This is a genomic window from Aeromicrobium sp., assembly GCF_037719875.1.
Taxonomy (GTDB): domain Bacteria; phylum Actinomycetota; class Actinomycetes; order Propionibacteriales; family Nocardioidaceae; genus Aeromicrobium.
Genome location: NZ_JBBJMJ010000005.1, coordinates 129,071 through 146,563 on the forward strand (window position 1 = coordinate 129,071; position 17,493 = coordinate 146,563).

The 17,493-nt window shown below is 67.9% G+C and carries 16 protein-coding genes and 1 pseudogene; 4 read left to right on the top strand and 13 right to left on the bottom strand.

All coding sequences use genetic code 11. From position 1 onward, the window contains the following. Nucleotides 1-7: 7 nt before the first annotated feature. Nucleotides 8-1,327 carry a glutamate-1-semialdehyde 2,1-aminomutase gene (gene hemL, locus WKF39_RS07340; RefSeq protein ID WP_340386882.1) on the bottom strand — a complete coding sequence of 440 codons (1,320 nt, stop codon included), beginning with the start codon at nucleotides 1,325-1,327 and terminating at the stop codon, nucleotides 8-10. A 174-nt stretch (nucleotides 1,328-1,501) separates the two neighbouring features. Here hemL and WKF39_RS07345 point away from each other — a divergent pair, with 174 nt between their 5' ends. Continuing rightward, nucleotides 1,502-2,689, top strand: coding sequence for a lytic transglycosylase domain-containing protein (locus tag WKF39_RS07345; RefSeq protein WP_340386884.1), 1,188 nt, complete (start codon nucleotides 1,502-1,504; stop codon nucleotides 2,687-2,689). A gap of 72 nt (nucleotides 2,690-2,761) precedes the next feature. Here WKF39_RS07345 and hemB read toward each other — a convergent pair. From hemB to WKF39_RS07380, 7 genes and pseudogenes are all read right to left on the bottom strand, one after another. Beyond that, a pseudogene (gene hemB, locus WKF39_RS07350) lies at nucleotides 2,762-3,738 on the bottom strand (porphobilinogen synthase). A gap of 12 nt (nucleotides 3,739-3,750) precedes the next feature. Further along, nucleotides 3,751-5,361: a uroporphyrinogen-III synthase gene (locus tag WKF39_RS07355; RefSeq protein WP_340386972.1), complete on the bottom strand. Its 1,611-nt coding sequence runs from the start codon at nucleotides 5,359-5,361 to the stop codon at nucleotides 3,751-3,753. Between the two features lie 47 nt (nucleotides 5,362-5,408). Beyond that, nucleotides 5,409-6,344, bottom strand: coding sequence for a hydroxymethylbilane synthase (hemC, locus tag WKF39_RS07360; RefSeq protein ID WP_340386886.1), 936 nt, complete (start codon nucleotides 6,342-6,344; stop codon nucleotides 5,409-5,411). Further along, nucleotides 6,341-7,636: a glutamyl-tRNA reductase gene (locus WKF39_RS07365; protein WP_340386888.1), complete on the bottom strand. Its 1,296-nt coding sequence runs from the start codon at nucleotides 7,634-7,636 to the stop codon at nucleotides 6,341-6,343. The genes hemC and WKF39_RS07365 overlap by 4 nt, the downstream gene beginning before the upstream one ends. 127 nt (nucleotides 7,637-7,763) lie before the next feature. Continuing rightward, nucleotides 7,764-8,450 carry a redox-sensing transcriptional repressor Rex gene (locus tag WKF39_RS07370; protein ID WP_340386890.1) on the bottom strand — a complete coding sequence of 229 codons (687 nt, stop codon included), beginning with the start codon at nucleotides 8,448-8,450 and terminating at the stop codon, nucleotides 7,764-7,766. Nucleotides 8,451-8,680: 230 nt separating this feature from the next. Then, nucleotides 8,681-8,947, bottom strand: a complete 267-nt coding sequence (locus tag WKF39_RS07375) for a glutaredoxin family protein (RefSeq protein WP_340386892.1) — start codon at nucleotides 8,945-8,947, stop codon at nucleotides 8,681-8,683. Further along, nucleotides 8,944-10,515 (bottom strand): AMP-binding protein, encoded by a 1,572-nt coding sequence (locus WKF39_RS07380; RefSeq protein WP_340386894.1) that lies wholly within the window; start codon nucleotides 10,513-10,515, stop codon nucleotides 8,944-8,946. Before WKF39_RS07380 ends, WKF39_RS07375 begins: the two co-directional genes overlap by 4 nt. A 52-nt stretch (nucleotides 10,516-10,567) precedes the next feature. On the opposite strand from WKF39_RS07380, the gene WKF39_RS07385 reads away from it, so the two are divergent. The 3 genes from WKF39_RS07385 (at nucleotide 10,568) to WKF39_RS07395 (ending at nucleotide 13,366) form a co-directional block, all read left to right on the top strand. Then, entirely contained in the window at nucleotides 10,568-11,452 is an 885-nt protein-coding gene (locus WKF39_RS07385; protein ID WP_340386896.1) for an HAD-IB family hydrolase, read from the top strand. Between the two features lie 47 nt (nucleotides 11,453-11,499). Then, nucleotides 11,500-12,201, top strand: coding sequence for a sigma-70 family RNA polymerase sigma factor (locus tag WKF39_RS07390; RefSeq protein WP_340386898.1), 702 nt, complete (start codon nucleotides 11,500-11,502; stop codon nucleotides 12,199-12,201). Between the two features lie 100 nt (nucleotides 12,202-12,301). Next, a complete protein-coding gene (locus tag WKF39_RS07395) occupies nucleotides 12,302-13,366 on the top strand; it encodes a DUF5667 domain-containing protein (RefSeq protein ID WP_340386900.1) in 1,065 nt (354 codons plus the stop codon). Between the two features lie 45 nt (nucleotides 13,367-13,411). Here WKF39_RS07395 and WKF39_RS07400 read toward each other — a convergent pair whose 3' ends face one another. The 5 genes from WKF39_RS07400 to WKF39_RS07420 form a co-directional block, all read right to left on the bottom strand. Further along, nucleotides 13,412-14,683: a 1-acyl-sn-glycerol-3-phosphate acyltransferase gene (locus WKF39_RS07400; RefSeq protein WP_340386902.1), complete on the bottom strand. Its 1,272-nt coding sequence runs from the start codon at nucleotides 14,681-14,683 to the stop codon at nucleotides 13,412-13,414. Further along, nucleotides 14,680-15,663 (bottom strand): NAD-dependent epimerase/dehydratase family protein, encoded by a 984-nt coding sequence (locus WKF39_RS07405; protein WP_340386904.1) that lies wholly within the window; start codon nucleotides 15,661-15,663, stop codon nucleotides 14,680-14,682. The genes WKF39_RS07400 and WKF39_RS07405 overlap by 4 nt, the downstream gene beginning before the upstream one ends. 3 nt (nucleotides 15,664-15,666) lie before the next feature. Then, nucleotides 15,667-15,768 carry an AURKAIP1/COX24 domain-containing protein gene (locus tag WKF39_RS07410; RefSeq protein WP_019143756.1) on the bottom strand — a complete coding sequence of 34 codons (102 nt, stop codon included), beginning with the start codon at nucleotides 15,766-15,768 and terminating at the stop codon, nucleotides 15,667-15,669. 202 nt (nucleotides 15,769-15,970) lie between these two features. Beyond that, nucleotides 15,971-16,156: a helix-turn-helix domain-containing protein gene (locus WKF39_RS07415; protein ID WP_340386909.1), complete on the bottom strand. Its 186-nt coding sequence runs from the start codon at nucleotides 16,154-16,156 to the stop codon at nucleotides 15,971-15,973. A 158-nt stretch (nucleotides 16,157-16,314) separates the two neighbouring features. Continuing rightward, nucleotides 16,315-17,490: an acetoin utilization protein AcuC gene (locus tag WKF39_RS07420; protein WP_340386911.1), complete on the bottom strand. Its 1,176-nt coding sequence runs from the start codon at nucleotides 17,488-17,490 to the stop codon at nucleotides 16,315-16,317. Between the last annotated feature and the right edge of the window lie 3 nt (nucleotides 17,491-17,493).

The window sequence follows — 17,493 nt, forward strand, 5'->3', positions numbered from 1 at the left end:
GGGTTCCTCAGCTTTCGGGGTGGGCCTGGGCGGCAGCACGAGCCGCGGCGGGCAGTGCCTCGGCAATTCTAGAGAGTGCCTCCGCGTCGTGCGCCGCCGAGACGAACCAGCACTCATATGCGCTCGGTGGCAGATAGACGCCGGCGTCGAGCATCGCGTGGAAGAAGGGCTTGTAACGCCATGCCTCTTGCGACTGCGCCCCAGCGAAGTCGGTCACGGGGGCGCCGCCTGTTCCCCAGAACACGCTGAACATGTTGCCGACGTTCTGCAGCGTATGGGCCACACCGGCAGCGCTGAGCGCATCAGTGACCAGACTCTGGAGCCGGGTCGAGGCCTCGTCGAGCCGGCCGTATGCCTCGGCGTCCGCGAGTCGCAGCGTCGCGAGTCCCGCGGTCGTGGCGATCGGGTTGCCCGAGAGCGTTCCGGCCTGATAGACGGGCCCGACCGGAGCGAGCTGCTGCATGACGTCGGTCCGGCCCCCGAACGCCGCCGCCGGGAAGCCGCCACCCATGACCTTGCCGAACGTCACCAGATCGGGCTGCCACCCCTCGGGGTCGCCGTCCAGGCCCCAGTGCCCGGAGCGGGTGACCCGGAATCCGGTCATGACCTCGTCACTGATGAACAACGCGCCGTTGCGTGCGCAGGTCTCCGCGAGGAATCGGTTGAAGCCGGGTTCTGGCGGGACAACGCCCATGTTGCCCGGCGCGGCCTCGGTGATCAGGCACGCGATCTCACTGCCATATGCCTCGAAGGCGGCGTCGACCGCGGCACGATCGTTGTAGGGCAGCACGATCGTGTCCGCCGTGACGTGTGCTGGGACACCGGGGGTCTCGGGCAGGCCGAGCGTCACGACGCCGGAGCCGGCCTCGGCAAGCAAGGCATCGACATGACCGTGATAGCAGCCCGCGAACTTCACGATCTTGTTGCGCCCGGTGAAACCTCGGGCCAGTCGGATCGCCGACATCGTCGCCTCGGTACCGGACGAGACCATCCGCACCGACTCGACCGACGTACGCCCGACGATCTCCTCGGCGAGCAGGACCTCGGGCTCGCTGGGGGTGCCGAACGAGGTGCCGAGCACCACGGCCTCGGCCACCGCGGCGAGCACCGTGGGGTGGGCATGGCCCAGGAGCATGGGTCCCCATGACCCGACCAGATCGACATAGCGGTTGTCATCGACGTCGGTGAGCCACGCGCCCGCGGCCGACCGCATGAAGATCGGGGTGCCACCCACAGCGCGGAAAGCACGCACGGGCGAGTTGACCCCTCCCGGCGAGACGGCACGGGCACGGTCGAACAGCTGCTCTGAGGCGGGGTGAGACGTCACGCTTCCATTGTCCTCAATCGAATTCTCGATGGGTCGGCGGCGTCGTCTGGGCGTAACCTGAGGGGTGTCGGCTTCGTTGTCGATACGTCCATTGGACTATGCGGCCGCGCCGGGCTGCTGTAACATCGGTTTACCGTATGCTGCGGTTGTCGCGGCTGCATGGGAGGGCACGTTATGGGAGTTCGCAAGCTCACACGCTGGCAGAAGGCCAGCGTCCTTGTTCCGATGGCTTTGTTGGTCGGAGCCTGGGGAGCCGCGCTCTCGAGCACTCAGCTGGCGACGGCCTCCGGTGGCAGCACCGTCTCCGACATCCCCTCCGTCCCCGCGACGGCGTTCGACGATCCGGCCAGCGTCCAGCCGACTCCGGCGGGCATCGACGAGAAGGCCGGCCTCAACGGCACCGTGTCGACCCTGTCCACCAACGGCATCCCGGCCGCCGCTTTGTACGCCTACCGTCGGGCCGAGACCCTGCTGGGCAAGGCCGACAAGTCCTGCAACCTCCCGTGGAACCTCGTCGCTGCGATCGGCCGCGTCGAGTCCAATCACGGCCGCACCGGCGGCAATGCCCTCAACGCCGACGGGGTCGCGAAGCCGGGCATCTACGGCGTCCCCCTCGACGGCAATGACGGCCGCGCCAAGATCTCCGACACCGACAGCGGAGCGCTCGACAAGGACCCGGTACTCGACCGTGCAGTCGGACCCATGCAGTTCATCCCGGGCACCTGGAAGAGCGTCGGCGTCGACTCCGACAACGACGACAAGAAGAACCCGCAGGACATCGACGACGCCGCCACATCGGCCGGCATCTATCTGTGCGCCGGTTCGGGCGACCTGTCCTCACGCTCGGGTGCGGCCTCAGCGGTCAAGCGCTACAACCACTCCGACTCCTACGTCGATCTGGTGCTCTCGATCTCCAGCAAGTACGCCCAGGGTGACTTCACCCAGTCACCCAACGGCTACTCCACGGCCTCGGTCCTGACCTCCTCGTCCTACGATCAGACGCTGACCCCGGGTCAGCGCGAGAACGCCAGGCAGGCCGAGAAGAAGGCCAGCCAGCCCAAGCCAAGCAAGGGCGGCGGCAGCACAGGTGGAGGCACCACGGGCGGCGGCACAGGTGGTGGCACCGGCGGCGGCACTGATGGTGGCACCGGCGGCGGCACTGGTGGAGGCACCACCGGCGGCGGCACCGATCTGGTCGGCGGCATTGTCGACGACGTCACCGGCGGCGGCACGGGAGGCAGCACCGGCGGCGGCTCGTCCACTCTCACGTGGGCCGAGGCAAAGGCCAAGTGCATCGCCGACGGCGTCTCAGTGCTCGACGTGCTCCGACTGACCAACTGCATCACCTCGCTGCTCAGCTGACAGACGCACGAGAATGGGCCGCTCCTGATGGGAGCGGCCCTTTCTCGTTGCGTGCCCTTGCCTACGTCCTGGTCAGCGGGTCAGACGGGTCGCGAGCTCGGCTGCCCAGTAGGTCAGCACGATGTCCGCGCCGGCCCGACGGATCGACAGCATGATCTCATCGATCGTGCGCTCGCGATCGAGCCAACCATTGGCGGCGGCGGCCTCGACCATCGCGAGCTCGCCGGAGATGTTGTAGGCCGCAACCGGCACGTCGACCGTCGCGCGAACCTTGGCAATCAGGTCGAGGTAGGACAGCGCAGGCTTGACCATCACGATGTCTGCCCCCTCCTCGATGTCGAGGAGCACCTCACGGATCGCCTCACGGGCATTGGCCGGATCCTGCTGGTACGTCTTGCGGTCGCCCTGGAGTGACGAACCGACGGCCTCGCGGAAGGGGCCGTAGAAGGCAGAAGAATACTTCGCTGAGTACGCCATGATGGCGACCGTTGGCCACCCGGCGAGGTCGAGAGCCGAACGTACAGCCGCTACCTGACCATCCATCATCCCGCTGGGCCCGACGATGTGTGCCCCAGACGCCGCCTGCACGACGCCCATCTGCGCATAGATCTCGAGCGTCGCGTCATTGTCGACCCGGCCTTGCGCATCGAGCACACCGCAGTGGCCGTGGTCGGTGAACTCATCGAGGCACAGGTCGGACATCACGAGCAGGTCGTCGCCGACCTCGGCCCGGGCGTCGGCGAGGGCAACATTGAGGATGCCGTCGGGGTCGAGCGCACCCGACCCTGGGCATCCTTGCGCTCCGGCACGCCGAACAGCATCACCCCACCGAGACCCAGAGCCGCCGCCTCCGCGTACGCCTTGCGGGCCGTGTCACGGGTGTGCTGCACCACGCCGGGCATGCTCGTGATCGGCCGCGGCTCGCTGAGTCCCTCGGCGATGAACATCGGCAGGACCAGCTGTGAGGGCTGGACGTGGGTCTCCGCGACCAACCGCCTCATCGCCGGCGACTGGCGCAGGCGACGAGGACGGTCGGCGGGAAAGCTCATGTGTTCCTCGACCTAAGCCTTGCGGCGCGTCGACGGACGCTTCTGCGAGGGCTTGGTCACCGGCTCGCCGGCGTCGAGAAACGCCAGCCGGCGGACGGCGCCGAACTCGGCGAGCGCCTCGGCCAGCACCTCGACCGACGGGGACTCGGCGAGGACGTCGACCCGCAGGCCGTGCTCCTCGGCGGTCTTGGCGGTCGCCGGGCCGATGCACGCGATGATCGTCGACGTGTGCGGCTTGCCGGCGATCCCCACGAGGTTGCGGACCGTGGACGAGGAGGTGAACATGACCGCATCGAACTTGCCGGTCTTGATCGCCTCGCGTGTCGGCGCCGGCGGCGGGGCGGCCCGGACGGTGCGGTAGGCCGTGACGTCGTCGACCTCCCAACCCAGGTCGACGAGACCGGCCACCAGGGTCTCGGTCGCGATGTCGGCGCGAGGAAGGAAGACCCGGTTGATCGGGTCGAGCAGGTCGTCGTAAGGCGGCCAGTCCTCGAGGAGACCGCGGGCCGACTGCTCGCCGCTCGGGACGAGATCGGCACGGATGCCCCACGTTGCGATGGCCTCGGCGGTCTTGTCGCCGACGGCCGCGATCTTGAGGCCCGAGAAGGCGCGGGCGTCGAGCCCATACTCCTCGAACTTCTCGCGAACGGCCTTGACCGCGTTGACACTGGTGAACGCGATCCACTCGTAGCGGCCCTCAACGAGGCCGCGGACGGCCTTGTCCATCTGCTGCGGGTTGCGCGGCGGCTCGACCGAGATCGTCGGGACCTCTTCGGACAGCGCGCCGAAGCCGCGGAGACGGGCTGCGAGCCCGGCGGACTGCTCCTTGGTGCGCGGCACCAGGATGCGCCAGCCATACAGCGGCTTGGTCTCGAACCACGACAGCGCCTCGCGCATCGTGACGACCTGCCCCACGACCGTGATGGCCGGGGCGGTCATGCCGGCGGCCTTGGCGTCCACCGCGATGTCTGCCAGTGTCGAGACGACCGTGGTCTGCTCGGTCGTCGTGCCGACCCGGGTCATGGCGACGGGAGTCTCGGCGGGTCGGCCGGCCGCGACGAGGCCGCTGGCCACCTCGCCGATCCGGGCAACCGCGGACAGCAGGACGAGCGTGTCATGTGTCGCGTGCTCGGACCAGTTGATCGACGCGTCGCCGACGCTGACCACGGAATACTCACGGTGGGTCCGGTTGGTCAGTGGCACACCCGCATAGGCGGGCACGGCCGAGACCGACGAGATGCCTGGCACGATCTCGAAGCCGATGCCGGCCTTGCTGCAGGCGACGGCTTCCTCGGGTCCGGTTGCGTAGGTGAACGGGTCGCCCGCAATCAGGCGGACGACGTGCGAGCCGGTCTTGGCGTGCTTGACGACGAGTCGGCCACGAGCGGCGTGGGTCAGTGGCACGCCGTCCTCGCCGACTCCGCCGTCGATGATCTCGGCGCCGTTGGTGACCAGAGCCGCCTGGTCAGGCAGCTCCGTGATGACGATGTCGGCTTGGGCGAGCAGCTCGGCCGCGCGCACCGTCAACAGGCTGGCATCGCCTGGCCCGGCACCGACGAAGCTCACATGGCCGCGGACGGCCTTGCGGGGGTTCGGTCGAGCCGCGGACGGTGCTTCTCGCATCGCAGTGGTGATGGTCACGGTGGTCCTTTTCTCGGTCTGCCTGGGGGTTAGGAGACGACAGCCACAAGGGTGTCTGCGCCTTCGGCGAGCATCTCGGCAGCGAGACGCTCCCCGACCGCGGCGGCTTCAGATGGCAAGCCGGTCGCGGACAGTCGGATGGTGTGCGAGCCGGAAACGCTCCCGACCACGGCACGGAGCCAGAGCTCATCGCCGTCGTCGCCCCAGGCGACTTCGGCAAGAGCGCCAACAGGTGCGCTGCAGCCTGCCTCGAGGGTGGCGAGGAGGCTGCGCTCGGCGGTGACGGCAGCACGGGTGTCGCTGTCGTCCAGCCCGCTGAGCAGGTGGATCGTCGCGTCATCATCGGCGCGACATTCGCAGGCAAGCGCTCCCTGCCCGGGGGCGGGGAGCATCTGCAGTGGATCGATCACTTCGGTGGCCTCGCCAGCGCGGCCGAGACGGAGCAGCCCGGCACGGGCGAGGAGCACCCCGTCGTAGTCACCGGAGGCAACCTTGGCGATGCGGGTGTCCACGTTGCCGCGGATCGGCACGACCTCGACGCCCAGGCCGAGTGCGTTGAGCTGCGCCGCACGCCGCGGTGAACCGGTTCCGACGCGGGCACCCTGCGGCAGCTCGCCGAGGGTCAGTCCGTCACGCGCCACCAGGGCATCGCGGGCGTCTTCGCGCGCGGGGACTGCGGCCAGCACGAGGCGCGGGTCAGGGGTCGTCGGCAGGTCCTTCAGCGAGTGCACGGCGAGGTCGACGTCCCCACGCACGAGCGCTTCGCGCAACGAGGCCACAAACACACCCTGGCCGCCGAGCTCGACAAGCGGCTGCGAGCTCCGGTCGCCCTCGGTGGAGATCGTGACGAGCTCCACCTCGACGCCGGTCTCACGGAGGCGATCGGCGATCAGGCCGGACTGGGTCAGCGCGAGAGCAGATCCACGGGTGCCGAGACGAACTGTGGTGCGAACGGGGAACGTCATGACGACTCCCCCTTGACCCGGGTCACAGCATCGACAGCGGACTGGTCGAGGGCGAAGAGGTCGGCAAGCGCATCGGCATAGGTCAACCCGGCCGGCCCGTCGATGAGCTGCTGGACACGGACGGTCGGAGCATGGATCAGCTTCTCCGCGACGCGGTGCAGGGCCTTGCGGACGTCGGCCATCTCATCCGCGGTGAGATTGGGCAGCCGGGCGGCAAGCCGCGCCTGCTCAGCGGCCACGACATCTGTCGCCATCGTGCGCAGCGCCACGACGGTGGGTGTGATGTGGGAGGCGGCCTTGGCCGCCAGGAACGTACGGACCTCGTCCTCGACGATCGCCCGCACCTGAGCGACATCGGCGGCAAGCTCGGTGTTCTCGCCCAGCCGGGCGAGCACCACGAGGTCGATCAGGTCGACGCCGCCGAGATCCCGGACTCCCGGATCGATGTCACGGGGCAGGGCCAGGTCGATCAACGCCATGCGCCGCCCACCGCTGGCAGCGGCGATCCGCTCGCGGTCGAACACCACGCCGGTCGCACCGGTGCAGCTGACCAGGACGTCCGTCGCAGACAGCTCGACATCCATGGCCTCCCAGCGGACCGCGCTGACGCCGAACGTGGCGACCAAGGCATAGGCACGCTGGAACGTGCGATTGGCGACCATGATCCGGTGCGGCGGGACGCCGCGGCCGATCAGGGTGCGGACCGCGAGGCTCGCCATGGTGCCGGCACCAGCGACGAGGAAGCGGGTGTCCTCGGCATCGACGACCGGGCCGGCCGCGTCGAGGCCCGCCGTGACGATCGATGGCGCAAGCCGGTCGATGCCGGTCTCGGCGTGACCGCGCTTGCCGATGCGCAGGGCCTGTTGGAACAGCGCGTTGAGCGCCGACCCCACAGTCGACTCAGCCTGCGCACTGTGCAGCGCATCGCGCACCTGCCCCAGGATCTGGCTCTCACCGAGGATCATCGAGTCCATGCCGGCGGCGACACCGAACAGATGGGCCACGGCGGCCTCGTCGAAGTGGACGTAGACGTGACGGACGAAGTCGTCGCGGTCCAGCCCCGAGTGCTCGGCGAGCAGGCGCGAGACCTCTTCGACGGCGCCGTGGAAACGCTCGGCCTCGACATAGATCTCAACGCGGTTGCACGTCGAGATGACGACCGACTCGGTGACGAACGGGGTCTCGAGCACCAGGTGGGAGAGTTTGACGGCTGCATCGGTGTCCAGAGACGCCTGCTCGAGGACATGGATCGGCGCGGACCGGTGGGACATGCCCACCACCAAGACGCTCATGCCGCCACCTCCGACAAAAGCCCACGATACGAAGGCGTCGGCATGATCCCTGCCCTCAAGATTCGCTCGCTCACGGCCGCCACCTCCGACAAAAGCCCACGATACGAAGGCGTCGGGATTCGCTCGCTCATGCCGCCCCTCCCGCTTTGTCCGAGCCGGCCTTGCGCTGCTCGTGATAGGCGAGGATCTGCAGCTCGATCGACAGGTCGACCTTGCGTACGTCGACGCCGTCGGGCACCTGCACGAGGGCGGGGGCGAAGTTGAGGATGCTCGTGATGCCTGCGGCGACGAGCCGGTCCGCGACTTCCTGGGCGGCGGTGCCCGGAGTCGCAATGACCCCGATCGAGATGGCCCGGTCCTCGACGATCGTGATCAGGTCGTCGAGCGAGGAGACCGTGATGCCCGAGACGATCGTGCCGACCCGGTCGGGGTCGGCGTCGACGAGCGCGGCGACCCGGATGCCACGCGTGCTGAATCCCTGGTAGGCCGAGAGAGCCGAGCCGAGGTTGCCGACGCCGACGATGACGACATCCCAGTCCTGGGTCTGTCCGATCTCGCGAGCGATCTGGTAGCGGAGATATTCGACGTCGTAGCCGACGCCCCGGGTGCCGTAGGAACCCAAGTAGGACAGATCCTTGCGGAGCTTGGCCGGATTGACCCCCGCCTGCTCGGCGAGATCATTGGAGGAGCATGTCGCGACGCCCTGCTCAGTCAGCCCGTTGAGAGCGCGCAGGTAGATCGGCAGGCGGGCAACCGTGGCATCGGGAATGCCACGGGCGCTGCCGTCCGCGAGGGGGCTGCGAAGTATGGTCACGGTGCTCCTGCACTGCACGGCCGGGGATTATCCCTGTCGGGACTGGCGCACGGTGCGTCCCCAGTTTAAGAGTTTGTGAACGCGTTAACAAAATCGTGAGGGCGAACGAGCGCAGCAAGAGAGCGCCGAACGGGGTTGAGCCGTGCGCGCCGCAGGCGCCAGCCGGTCGAAACCCCGCGAGACACGTGACCTACTTCACTACCGCGAGCAGGGCGCCTCCCACGCGCATCTCACCCTCGCGAGCGCGCCAGTGCCCTCTTCAGACGGACGGGATCGACCCGCCAGAAGTCGTGCTGGGACCCGTCGACGAACGTCACCGGCACCTGCTCGGTGAATCGCGAGGTGAGGTCCTCATCCGTCGTGATGTCGACCCGGGCCCAGGTGTCTCCGGTCTCGGCGCAGATCTCGGCGACCGAGTCCTCGGCGGTCTCGCAGAGGTGGCAGCCCGGCCGCGAGTAGACCACCACCCGCGCGTCGTCGGCGTGCGCGATCGTCACGGAGCGTCCAGTCCGAGCGTCTCGCTGCGAGCCAGCGCCCGGAGGCGACCCTTGGCGACCTTGCCGGTTGCCGAGTGCGGGAGGCCCTGCACGATCACGATCCGGCGCGGCTGCTTGAATCGGGCCAGACGCGTCCGACAGTGCGCCTCGACTGCTTCGCGAACTGTGGTCTCATCGGCCTTGGGGTCCTCCGGAACAACGAAGGCCACGACCGCCTCACCGCTCTCCTCGTCGGGCAGCCCCACGACCGCGACCTGGACGACGCCTGGCACCTCGGCGATGATGTCCTCGACCTCGAACGGGTAGACGTTGAAGCCCGAGACAATGACGAGCTCACGCAGACGGTCGACAAGTGTCAGGTCGCCATCGCGATCCAGGAATCCGATGTCACCCGTGGGATACCAACCGTCCTCGCGCGGGCCGTCGACCCCCTCGGGCCAGTAGCCGGAGAAGAGGTTGTCGCCCTTGACCCAGATCTCGGCCGGGTCCCCGGCTCGGGAGTCCTCACCGTTGGCCTCGACGATCCGCACGTCGATTCCCGGGAGCGTACGTCCGACCGATCCCGGCTTGGGAGACGTGTCGGCTGCTCGCGCCGAGCCGAGGGTCGTCGCAATGACCGGGGCGGTCTCGGTGAGACCGTAGCCCTGCTCGATGTGCTTGCCCGAGGACGCGAGAAAGGTCTCTGCCAGGTCCGGATCAAGGGCTGAGGCACCAGACAGGATCAGCGTGACACCCGCGAGCTTTTCGCGCAGGTCGTCCCGCCCGGCCCAGGCAGCCACGACCGGCGGGGCCAAGGGAATGTTGGTGACGCCCTCGGCGACGATCTGGTCGAGCAACCCGCCGGGGTCGAATCCGTCGACGAGGAGGACCCGCGCGCCCTGGCGTACGGCCTGACCCAGCACACAGTTGAGGCCATAGATGTGGAACATCGGCAGCAGACCGAGACAGACGTCATCGGAGGTCATTGCCGGCGGGTCCAGCCGGGCAATCTGCTCGATGTTGGCGATCAGTGCCCGGTGAGTCAGCATGGCACCGCGTGGCTTGCCGCTCGTGCCCGAGGTGTAGAGAATGACGGCCAGCGCCTCCGCGTCGGCCGGAGCCGCCGGGTCTGTGCCACCGGCACCGGCGAGGAACGCCTCGAACGCGGTCTCGCCCTCCTGGGGTGTTGTGCCGTCGACGATCACACTGATCTGGTGATCGTCGGTCACGGCTTCACGCACCTGTGTGGCCCCGGACTCATCGCACAGCACGAGGCGGGCCCGTGAGTCGCTGAGCATGCGGCCGATCTCCCGGGTCGTCGACCGCGGGTTGATCGGGACGGCGACCATGCCGCCGCGCAGGACCCCGAAATACGCGATCGGCAGGTCCACCCGGTTGGCCATCACCACGGCGACCCGGTGTCCGGCGACGAGTCCGCGCGCTGACAGGCCCCGGGCGACTGCATCCGCCGCGTCGTCGAGCTCGCGCCAGGTGACCTCGCGGCGTTCATGGCGATGCTCGACCAGCGCGACCCCTTCCGGGTCGCTCGACGCAGCGTCACGGAGGTAGTCGCTGACATTGACTGTCACGCCCCGAGTCAACCACAGGTCGTGCGACCCGGAGGGCGTTAGTCTCGGTTGCATGCCACGGGACGCGCGACCCGATCAGCCGAGAAATCTGCAGTCACGATCGGTCCTCTCAGGCCAGGCCTCCGCCTCGGCCTCGGAGATGGAGAGCGCGCTGTCGACCCAGCCCGACCTCACCGGGGCTGCGTTCTTCGATGTCGACAACACGATCATGCAGGGCGCCTCGATCTTTCACCTCGCCCGCGGACTGCACCGCCGCGAATTCTTCACGACCAAGGACATCCTCAAGGCGACCTGGCAACAGTTCTACTTCCGCGTCGCCGGCGTCGAGGATCCCGAGCACATCGCCAAGGCGCGCTCGTCGGCACTTGCCTTCATCGCCGGTCACAAGGTCACCGAGCTCGAGGAGATCGGTGAGGAGATCTTCGACGAGAACATGGCGCACAAGATCTGGCCCGGCACGCGCGCGATCGCGCAGTGGCACCTCGATCGCGGGCAGCGGGTGTGGCTCGTCACCGCCGCTCCGGTCGAGATCGCGACCGTGATCGCGCGGCGCCTGGGTCTGACCGGCGCTCTGGGGACGGTGTCCCAGCATGTCGACGGCGTCTACACCGGTGAGCTGGTCGGCGACATGCTGCACGGAGAGGGCAAGGCGACGGCCATCCGGGACATCGCCGAGCGCGAGGGGCTCGTCCTCGACGAGTGCTTTGCATACTCCGACTCCAGCAACGATCTCCCGATGCTGTCGCTCGTCGGCCACCCGTGCGCGGTCAACCCGGATTCTGCCCTGCGTTCACACGCCAGGGCCAATGGCTGGCGGATCCGCGACTACCGCACCGGTCGCAAGGTGGCCCTGTTCGGCGGCAAGGGCGCCATCGCTGCGGTTGCAGCGGGTGGGACGTGGCGTGTGCTGCGTCACGCAAAAAAACTAAGGCACTGACACTTTGCCGCTCCCGGGTTAGAATTCCGGTGATCAGGGAGGGCCTGGTGAGAAGCACCACAAGTGCGCTGCGCGTCGCGTTGTCGCTTGCCCTCTCGACCCTCGATGACCGCTCTCTCCTCATTGCATTGTCGGTCGCGGACTCACCGGCCTATGCCCCCGCCAACGGCTCCCCCAGCCCGCGGGACGAGCACGACCCCGAAGCCACCCGCCTCCGAGCCCTCGTCGACCTTGCCAAGGAAGGCGACGCCGAGGCGTTCGGTCAGCTCTACGACCACTACGTGTCGGGCGTCTTCCGATTCGTCTACTACCGCGTCGGTTCCCAGCAGCTGGCCGAAGACCTGACGAGTGAGACGTTCGTGCGAGGGCTGCGCGCGATCCAGCGGTTCAACTGGCAGGGCAAGGACTTCGGGGCGTGGCTCACCACGATCGCCCGCAATCTCGTCGCGGACCACTTCAAGTCGAGCCGCTCTCGGCTCGAGATCGTCACGGAGACCATCCCCGAGGGCAAGGTCACGGCCTGCAGCCCCGAGCAGGAGGTCCTTGCGCTCATCTCCAACGAGATGCTCTTCGAGGCCGTCAACTCACTTCCCAAGGAGCAACGCGACTGCATCCTGATGCGCTTCATCCAGGGCATGTCGATCGCCCAGACCGCAGCGGCCCTGGGGCGCAGCGAAGGGGCCATCAAACAGCTCCAGCTACGGGCCGTCCGTAGCCTTGCCAAGACGATGCCGGAGGACGCGCGATGATTGTTCACCGGACAAACCATGTCCTGTCATTTGACCGTAACCTCGGATGCCCGGAAATCGTTGAACACCCCAGAACATCCACAGCAGTGAGGAGCGCGTCATGATCGGCCGTCGCTCCCACGACGACGCCCAGTCCTTCGAAGAGGCTTGGAGCGGCCGCACACCCCGCGATGAGCACATCGCGGAGCTCGTGAGATTCGTCGAGGGCATCTGCGAGGCCGCAGCGGTCGAGCCGTCGATGCAGTTCCGGGACTCGCTCCGCACACAGCTCATGAGCGAGGCCGCGACCACGCTCGTCCCGATCAAGGCTCCCTCTCGCACGGTGATGACTCCGGCCCGCGAGACCCGCCCGTTGCGCCGCCGCGTCGCCGGTCTCACGTCTGCGGTTGTCGCCTCCGCCGGAGTCATCGGACTGGTCTCCTCCAGCGCCTCGGCCGTCCCTGGCGAGATGCTCTATCCGGTCAAACGCGGCGTCGAGTCCGTGGAGCTCGCACTGCACCGCGATGACGCTTCACGCGGCTCCCTCCAGCTGGCCCAGGCATCCGAACGCCTGGCCGAGGCCAGCAAGCTGAGCGCCGACAACGGCTCAGAGCAGCTCATCTCGCAGACGCTTGATGACTTCGCCTCACGAGCCGAGTCCGGCTCGACCTCGCTGTTCGGCCACTACACCGACAGCGGCGAGCAGACGTCGATCAGCGAGGTCAACGACTTTGCGGTCGCGTCCGCTGCCGACCTCTCGGCACTCTCAGCACAGCTGCCGCCTGGCGCGGACGAATCCTTCGACGCCGCCACAGCCACCATCAGCGATCTCGCCATCCAAGCATCGTCGCTGTGTGCGTCCTGTGTGAGCGGTGACGTGCAGCAGCTCGTCAGCACTGCCACCGGCCTCTCCGAGGCAACCCCGGCAACCGGTGGCCCGGTGACCGATGCCGACAAGCCTGCGGACGACCCCAACCCCAACAGCCCAAGGTCGTCATCATCGGAGCCGGCGGCTCCGGCCCCGGCCCCGAGGCCGATCGTCGTCCTCTCGTCGACACCGACCGCTGACGCACCTGCGCTGGCCGATGTCACAGACCCGGTCGTGGGTGGACTGCTCGGCGATGCGAATCAGGAGGGCCTCGTGCCCGGCCTGCTCAACGGGCTGCTCGGCGGCACCACGAAGTAGTTCCGCCAGCTCTTCTGCGGCACGATTCGGCAGCGCGAATCGGTCTCAGAAGAACGCGTTGCCTCGATCGACCAGCAGGCTGTAGAGCGTCTGCTGGATCGTCTCGCGGACCTGGTCCGTCACGTTGAACAGCAGCATGGGGTCATCTGCCGCCTCCGGGTCATAGGCATCGGTGCGGATCGGCTCGCCGAACTCGATGATCCACTTGCTGGGCAGCGGGATCATGCCCAGCGGGCCGAGCAGCGGGAAGAACGGTGTGATCGGCAGGTAAGGCAGCCCGAGCAGTCGCGCCACGGAGGGGACGTTGCCCACCAAGGGATAGATCTCCTCGGCCCCGACGATCGAGACCGGCACGATCGGCACCTGCGCACGCATCGCGGACGACACGAACCCACCACGGCCGAAGCGCTGGAGCTTGTAGCGCTCGGCAAACGGCTTGCCGATGCCCTTGAAGCCTTCCGGCCACACTCCGGCGAGCTCGCCGGTCGTGAGCAGTCGCTCGGCATCATCGGTGCAGGCGAGGGTCGCGCCGATCTTGCGGGCGATCTGACCAACGAATGGCAGCGAGAACACCAGATCGGCGCCGAGAGGGCGAAGGTTGCGTCCGGCATACTTCTTGACCGCGTAGCCAGTGATGATGCCGTCGATCGGCACCGTGCCGGAGTGGTTGGCGACAAGCAGGGCCCCGCCCTCGGCGGGGATGTTCTCAATGCCTCGGACCTCGAGCCGGAACCACTTCTCGGCGAGTGGCTCGACCGCAGCGATGAGGACCTCGGTGATCTGGGGGTCGAAACCGAACTCATCGACCGCATAGTCTCCGCTCATGCGCTTGCGGACGGTGGCGAGCAGCGTGGCGACGCGCGCTTCCCAGTCGCTGCCGAGCACGCGCTGGGCGGCTTGGATCACCGCGACCATGATCTCGTCGATCGGGATGCCGGCCGACAACGGAGCGGCCCCGGCCGTGCGTGTCCGACGCGCGGCCTCTTCAGCGGCAGCTGCCGCAGCCGCGGCCGCGTCTTCGTCGGTGACGGCGCGCAGGCGGGGCTTGCCCTCGCGTGGCGCGGCGGCAGGTCCCGTGCGCTCGGCGCGCCGCGGGGTCTTGACCGGGGGGGCCTTCTTGGCGGCCGTCCGCTTGGCGGGCGCGGCCTTCTTTGATGTCGGCTTGGTGTCCGGCTCGATCGCCGCCTTGGTCTTGGTGACCGGCTTCTTGACCGTCACTCCACCCGCCAAGGACCGCGCAGCGGCCGAGGGCGATGTCTGACCGTTGCCTCGGCCGGCCTTGCCACTCGACCCGATGGTCTTGCGCTCGTCGGTCATGATCGTCCCCCCACAGCCGACATGATGCCCGGCCTGATCGACTTGCGAAACTCTTCGAAGGTGTCTTCTGACGTGGTGGACAGGTCATAGCCGAAGATGTCGCGCAGTGCGGAGGTGTCCACGACACGGCCGTAGGTCAGCAGTCGGTGCAGGTCCGGCGGGATGTCCGAGCCGGCGGCACGGAGCACGCGACGTGCGGCGGTGGCGAAACCGATGGGCGGCAGCGGGATGACCGGGCGCCCGAGGCGGCGCGCGGCCTGGCTCAGCAGGACGACGCCGTCACCGGCAATGTTGAACGTGCCGGGACGATCGTGCAGGATCGCCTGCTGAAGGACCTGGAATGCATCGTGAAGATCCGTGAACTGCAATCGCGGGTCGAAGCCCATCACCGCCGGTAGGACCGGACTGGAGAAGTAGGTGGCCAGCGGCGACTCGATCACCGGGTCGAGGATCTGCGCCGACCGCAGCGTCGTGATGATGACCTCCGGCCGACGACGGGCGAACCCCCGGACGTACGACTCGACCTCGACGATGTCCTTGGGAAATCCGCTGCGTACGCCGTCGCGGGCCAGCAACGACTCGGTGAACATCGCGGGGTCGCGCGGCGAGGTGCCGTAGACCGCGGCGGACGAACCGAGGATGAACTTGCTGACCGTCGACGAGCGTTGGCAGGCGGCCAAGAGCTGCATCGTGCCGATGACGTTGAGCTCCTTGACCCCGCCCGAGCGCCCTCGCTTCGGAGGGTTCACGTCGAGGTGGACAACGGTGTCGACATCCTCAACGGCAATGACCTTGCCCACGACCGGTGTGCGGATGTCGGCGCGGACGAACTTCACGCCACCGAGGTCACCTGGCGGCAGCATCGTGTCGATGCCGACGACCTTGCTGATGCCGCCGTCCACGCCAAGGTCCGCGAGACGGCGCGCGACGTACGCCGCCAACGATCCCGCGACACCCGTGACCAGGACGGACCGGCTCATCGGCTACTTGCCCAGACGACGACGCTGCACTCGGGTGCGCTTGAGCATCTTGCGGTGCTTCTTCTTGGACATCCGCTTGCGACGCTTCTTGATGACTGAACCCACGGGTCACTACTCAATTCTTGTTGTCCACACGATCATGGCTGTATGTGCTGAGATTGGTGGCCATTGCGAGCAACCGGGCCATCGCTCGGCGCGGCCCGGATCCTCTGTTCTGGCTGCGAACAGCCTACACGTCGGCTCGGGACGGGATCGTCGCCGACCGTCGACGTGACACATGCGGAATGCAGAGAGCGCCGAGCGGCGCTCAGCCGGCCTCGAAGTAGGACTTGCCCAGGAACTCCACGACGGCGTGCTCGGGCACACGGAAGGATCGGCCCACACGGACGGCCTCGAGCTCGCCGGAGTGCACGAGTCGGTAGACCGTCATCTTCGACACCCGCATTTGACCTGCCACTTCGGCGACGGTCAAGAACGTCGGTCCGGATGCCATGACACCACCTGCTTCTCCTGAGGGGCACGCGCGCTCTCCGGCTTCCCCACCGGAGAAACAGCGCGCGTGCCTTGGTTGAGACTAGTGCCTCGTGAGGCCTCCGGGACAGTAGTTGCCGAAAATCACTCCGGTCGGAGCGCGGTGGGTGAATTCAGACCTCACGGCTGCGGATCGAGTCCGTTGAGCGGGAACGTGGCGATGCGGGTGGCCTGGATCGAGCGATCGAGCCAGCTCGCCGGGTCGTAGCCCTGCTCCCACGCGCGAAAACCGACGGCCCGGCCGTCGGTCATCCGCTGCGGTCCAGGCATGCCTCGAAGCTGCGCGACTCGCGCTCGCCACTTCTCGGGGGTGAGCGCGGCGGGGTCCAGCGGCGCTCCGGACACGATCGCGAGCAGGTGCGCCCACGCTCTGGGCACGACGTCCATGACGGCATATCCGCCGCCGCCGGTGGCGACCCACTTGCCGGCGCACACCTCCTCGGCGAGATCGCGGAGCGCGAGATAGGACGCCCGCTGACCATCGATGCTGAGCATCAGGTTGGTGAGCGGATCGTCCATGTGGGAATCGCAGCCGTGCTGGGTGACGAGCACGTCGGGGTTGAACTCGCGGATGAGGGGCGGGACGACGGCGTGGAACGCGCGGAGCCAGCCAGCGTCGGACGTACCCGGCGGGAGCGGCATGTTGACCGCCGAGCCCTCGGCCCCCTCGCCGCCGACCTCGGTGGAGAAGCCCGTCCCGGGAAACAACGACTGTGGTCCCTCGTGGATCGAGATCGTGAGAACTCGGGGATCGTTCCAGAACATCTGCTGAACGCCGTCGCCGTGATGCGCGTCGACGTCGACGTAGGCCACCCGCTGCGCACCGTTGTCCAGGAGCCAACGGATCGCGAGGGCGACATCGTTGTAGATGCAGAAGCCGCTCGCGTTGCCCGGCATCGCGTGGTGCAGGCCTCCGCTGATGTTGATGGCCCGCGGGGCCTCACCGGTCCAGACCCGGCGAGCCGCCTCGACGCTGGCCCCCGCGATCAGCGCGCTCGCCTCGTGCATGTGGGCGAACACCGGGTTGTCCTCGGTGCCGAGGCCGATCGACGGGTCGGAATAGGTCGGATGATCGCTGAGCTTGTGGACACGCTCGATGTAGGACGCCGAATGGATGAGGTTGAGGTCGTCGTCCGTCGCCGGCATCGCCCCCACGACGTCGAGACCCTCGACGATGCCAAGCTCCCGGGCGAGATCCATCGTGAGATCGATGCGGACCGGCGCCATCGGATGGGCCTGACCGAAGTTGTACTCGATCAGGTGCTCGTCGAAGACGACGCACGCGCGCTCGCTCATGCC